The sequence below is a fragment of the Yoonia sp. genome (assembly GCF_042093035.1).
Lineage (GTDB): Bacteria > Pseudomonadota > Alphaproteobacteria > Rhodobacterales > Rhodobacteraceae > Yoonia.
On record NZ_JBELFI010000062.1, the window covers coordinates 10,831 to 14,643 of the forward strand.

Annotated in this window: 3 protein-coding genes; 2 read left to right on the forward strand and 1 reads right to left on the reverse strand. The window is 56.7% G+C overall.

The window, feature by feature from the left end; translation table 11 throughout:
• Positions 1 to 699, forward strand: a 699-nt coding sequence (locus tag ACFDSS_RS09175) for an MFS transporter (RefSeq protein ID WP_375255453.1), incomplete at its 5' end; no start/stop codon positions are given.
• Positions 700 to 701: 2 nt separating this feature from the next.
• On the opposite strand, the gene ACFDSS_RS09180 is transcribed toward ACFDSS_RS09175, so the two are convergent.
• Positions 702 to 2,765, reverse strand: coding sequence for a protein-disulfide reductase DsbD family protein (locus ACFDSS_RS09180; RefSeq protein WP_375255454.1), 2,064 nt, complete (start codon positions 2,763 to 2,765; stop codon positions 702 to 704).
• Between the two features lie 367 nt (positions 2,766 to 3,132).
• Between ACFDSS_RS09180 and ACFDSS_RS09185 the strand changes: the two genes are divergently transcribed.
• Complete coding sequence (locus tag ACFDSS_RS09185) at positions 3,133 to 3,711, forward strand: hypothetical protein (protein ID WP_375255455.1); 579 nt, start codon at positions 3,133 to 3,135, stop codon at positions 3,709 to 3,711.
• Positions 3,712 to 3,813 lie beyond the last annotated feature (102 nt).

The following is a 3,813-nucleotide window of genomic DNA, read 5'->3' on the forward strand; positions in this document are numbered from 1 at the left end:
GCCGAAGCCGCACGGCACAAATCGGGCACCATCGAAGGGCCGCTTCCACGCTATGTTGAAGGGCCCGATAACCCCACAGCGCGTCAGATATTTGCCCTTGTGACATGGCGGAACCGGACATTCATGGCGTTGGCGCAAGCCGGCAGCGTGGAAAAGTTTGTTGATGCGCTGATGTGGGCGCTGGTGCCTGTTTTCATGGTTTCCAAAGGCGCCACATTGATCGAAATCGGTTGGGTGACCGGAATTTACGGCTTCATTTGGGGCGGGAGCCAGCTTTGGACTGGGCCGCTGTCGGACGTTTTGGGCCGCAAGTGGCCGACGGTTTCTGGCTTCTTGCTATGCGCGGCGGGCGTTCTGGCGTTCCCGCTGCTGACGAGCGTCATTGGTTGGTCTGTGGCCGCGGCGTTCACCGGTGTCGGGATGGCGCTGCTATACCCGACCTTGATCGCCGCAATGGGTGATATCGCCCATCCGTCGTGGCGCGGCTCGGCGCTTGGCGTGTACCGGTTCTGGCGCGACCTGGGCTATGCGATCGGCGCGCTCGCGATGGGTTTGATCGCCGATGCCTCTGGAATGCTGGAGGCCGGTTTCTGGGTCACAGGGGTTGCGATGGTACTTTCGGGGGTCTGGTTGATCCTCGCGATGGACGAGACCCATCCACGCTATTCACCCGGCAAAGAGCCAAAGAACACGGCATGATATCAGCGAAGGCTGGCGGTGTCCAAAGCGTCCATCACGGAACTTGTTGAAAGGACCTCTGACAGGATGATCCCTTCGGGTGCGCGGGGTCCGTAGATGATATTGAAAGGGATGCCAAACCGGCCAAAGGACTCCAGATACCGGGAAATCGCCGGGTCCGACCGTGTCCAATCGGCCTGCATCGCGACGATGTCCTCATCCTGAAAACGTACCGATACCGGGGCACGGTCCAGCACCAGCGCCTTGTTTGCCTTGCAGGTCAGGCACCAATCAGCGGTAACGTCCACAAAAACCGTTTTCCCCTGCGAGACAAGGCGGGGGATCTCGCTGCGGTCAAATGCGACCCAGTCTTGATCGAGCGCCTTGGCCGTCGCTGATGGCGCAAAGCTGCTTGTGATCGCTAGGCCGAAGATGGCGATCCCGGTCAGTGTCGCAAGTCGCGTGTAGCTGCCGGGCAGTGGCACGGTCGCCAGCAACACAAACACAAGCGCCAGGCCCAGCACGATCAAAGATGCCTCAAGTCCTGCCACGCCCTTCAGGACCCAAAGCAACCACAGCGCGGTGCCAGCCAACAGGACACCAAGGATCCATTTTATGAAGACCATCCATTTGCCCGGCTTCGGCATCATTCGGACCAACCCGGGCTTCCATGCAAAGATAAGATAGGGCAACGCAAGCCCCAACCCCAGAGCCGAAAACACCACGAACACGTCAAGCGGCCGTCCGGTCAGCGCAAAGGCGACCGCCGTTCCAAGGAAGGGGGCAGAGCATGGCGTGGCCAATACCGCTGCGAATGCCCCTGTCGCAAAGTCTCCGGCATAGCCTTCCCGACCGCTCGAACGAGCCAATCGTGTTTGCAGTCCCGAAGGCAAGGAAATGTCGAAGAACCCGAAAAGGTTCGCGGCAAAGACAGCGAGAACCAAAAACATGATCGTCAGGAAAACAGGGCTCTGGAATTGCAGCCCCCATCCCACGGTGATGCCAATCGATTGCAACAGCAAGATTGCAGTCGCCAATACCCACATGAACACAAGCACACCAAGCGCCGACATCAAAAAGCCGTTGCGGACCTCGCGCGCGGGCTTGTCACCGTGGTTGAGTACCGACGTCAGCTTGATCGAAAGGACCGGCAAAACGCAGGGCATCACATTGAGGATCAGGCCGCCAAGAAGCGCAAATGCGGCAATCGCCAGGACCTGCGCAAGATCGGGCAGGCTGGCGGTCAACCGGAAAGGCGGGTCAGGTATCTGCTGGGACCATGCAGGCGTCGCGGTCACCGCGCGCGGCCCATCGGTGAGAGTCACTTGCACGGCTGGCACTATATCATCACGTGCGAACAGCGGTAGTTTTGCCCAGACCTCTGTCTTTGCACTATTGGTTCGGATATCTGGCGCGCCAAAAGTGAAGCCCGGACCCATCTCCGGGAACACATCGGGGGTCGAAAATCTGTTGGGCGAACTGGCGGTCAGATAAAGCGCGTCATCGGTAATGACGGCTGTCTCGATCACGATATCACTGGCCTCTGGGTCCAGCGGCACTTTGTCCGCATATTCGGTGATAAGATCACCGGCACGCAGGTCGATACCGACGCCGGCAGGCATGGACAGATTGAGCGTGAAGTCATGCGGCACACAGATATCTGAACAGGTCAGAAGCGTCACTTGCGCCTTTAGATCGACAGCTTCGCCTGCGGTCTCCAACATGGCTTTCACCGGCAGGACGACACGGTCGTAATACCCAAAATTCTCAATACCAAAAGCGGTGAACCGTTCCGGGGCAGGCCAGAGAATCTCAGCGCTGGCCAGATTTTTTGACCCCTCCCAGGAAATCTGCGGCGGTAAACCGACCTCACCTGGGGAACGCCAATAGGCTTTCCACCCTTCGGCAAGCTGAAGATCCAACCCAAGCGAAAGCGTTGTCGCATTCGGCGGGACGGCATTTTCGACTGAAATGAGCCGCGCTTCAACGGCGATATTGGTATACGGCTCCGATACCTCCGCATACGAAAGGGACGCCCAGAAGACGCTCAGGAGGGTCAGTGCAATTCGCCGGATGGCAGACATCATTTGAGGTCTCTTTCGGATCATCAGAGCATGGCTTTGATATACCTCTCGCGCGCTGATGCAGAGGTAAGAAATGTATCAAAATGTCAGGTAAGTCCAGACGTCTAACGATCAAGTGATGGCATGGTGAGGGTCCCTGTGTTTGTCCCGGCGCTGCGGTCATCAGGGACACCGATCCATTGGATGAAAATCCGTCACCGTTCTCAGGTGTCAGATAACGACCGGGTCCTGCGTTTCCACAGGATCTCGATTGCCTCGGAGACATGCGGATCGCCGATGCTGTCATCTCCGGCCGCAACCCTGTCTGACGTCAGACAGCCGAACGACAAACGTATCAAGCAAGGCCAACACAACCCTGACATTTACCTCTTTGACCAACGCTGCGCCAAACTCAGACGAGATAGAGTTGCTCTTGGTGGCCGATGTCCGTCGTGGTCCTGGATTTACACTTTCTACGAATGTCATTTCGGCGACTGTGGATGATGCGCCTGCGAAGGTTTTTACCTATGATGAGCTTCGCGCAGCCGAAATTAGGTCACGCAATATGGCGCTTTTCGCGACAGCTCTCGGTGGTGCGGCACAGGCAATGAGCGCCTCTCAGCCTCAAACCACAACAGGTACTTTCAATAGCTACGGTGGTGGCATGGGTACCTTTACAAGCACCACCTACAATCCGTCACAGGCAGCGATGGCATCAGCAGCCGCATCTGCAAATACCAGCGCCCAGATTGACAGCATTTCCTCAAATTCTGAGCAGAGACTTTCGGCACTGCAGAACAGCTATCTTAAGCCAACTACGATGAATCGTGGGACAAGGTACGGTGGAGTCGTCCGTATCGCAGCACCAAGGCTACAAGCGGACAGCTCGCAGACTATCGAGGTGTCAGTGAGACTTGGATCTGATGTTCATTCATTTCAGTTGCTAAGAACTTTTGACCCTACAAATTAGTAGTAACTGAACCTTACGTAGCGAGAACAACCGAATCAGCCGTTCTTGCAAGAAAGCTCAGTCCGCTTTGGTAGTGAGGTTTTCTTCTATCACTCACTTTCT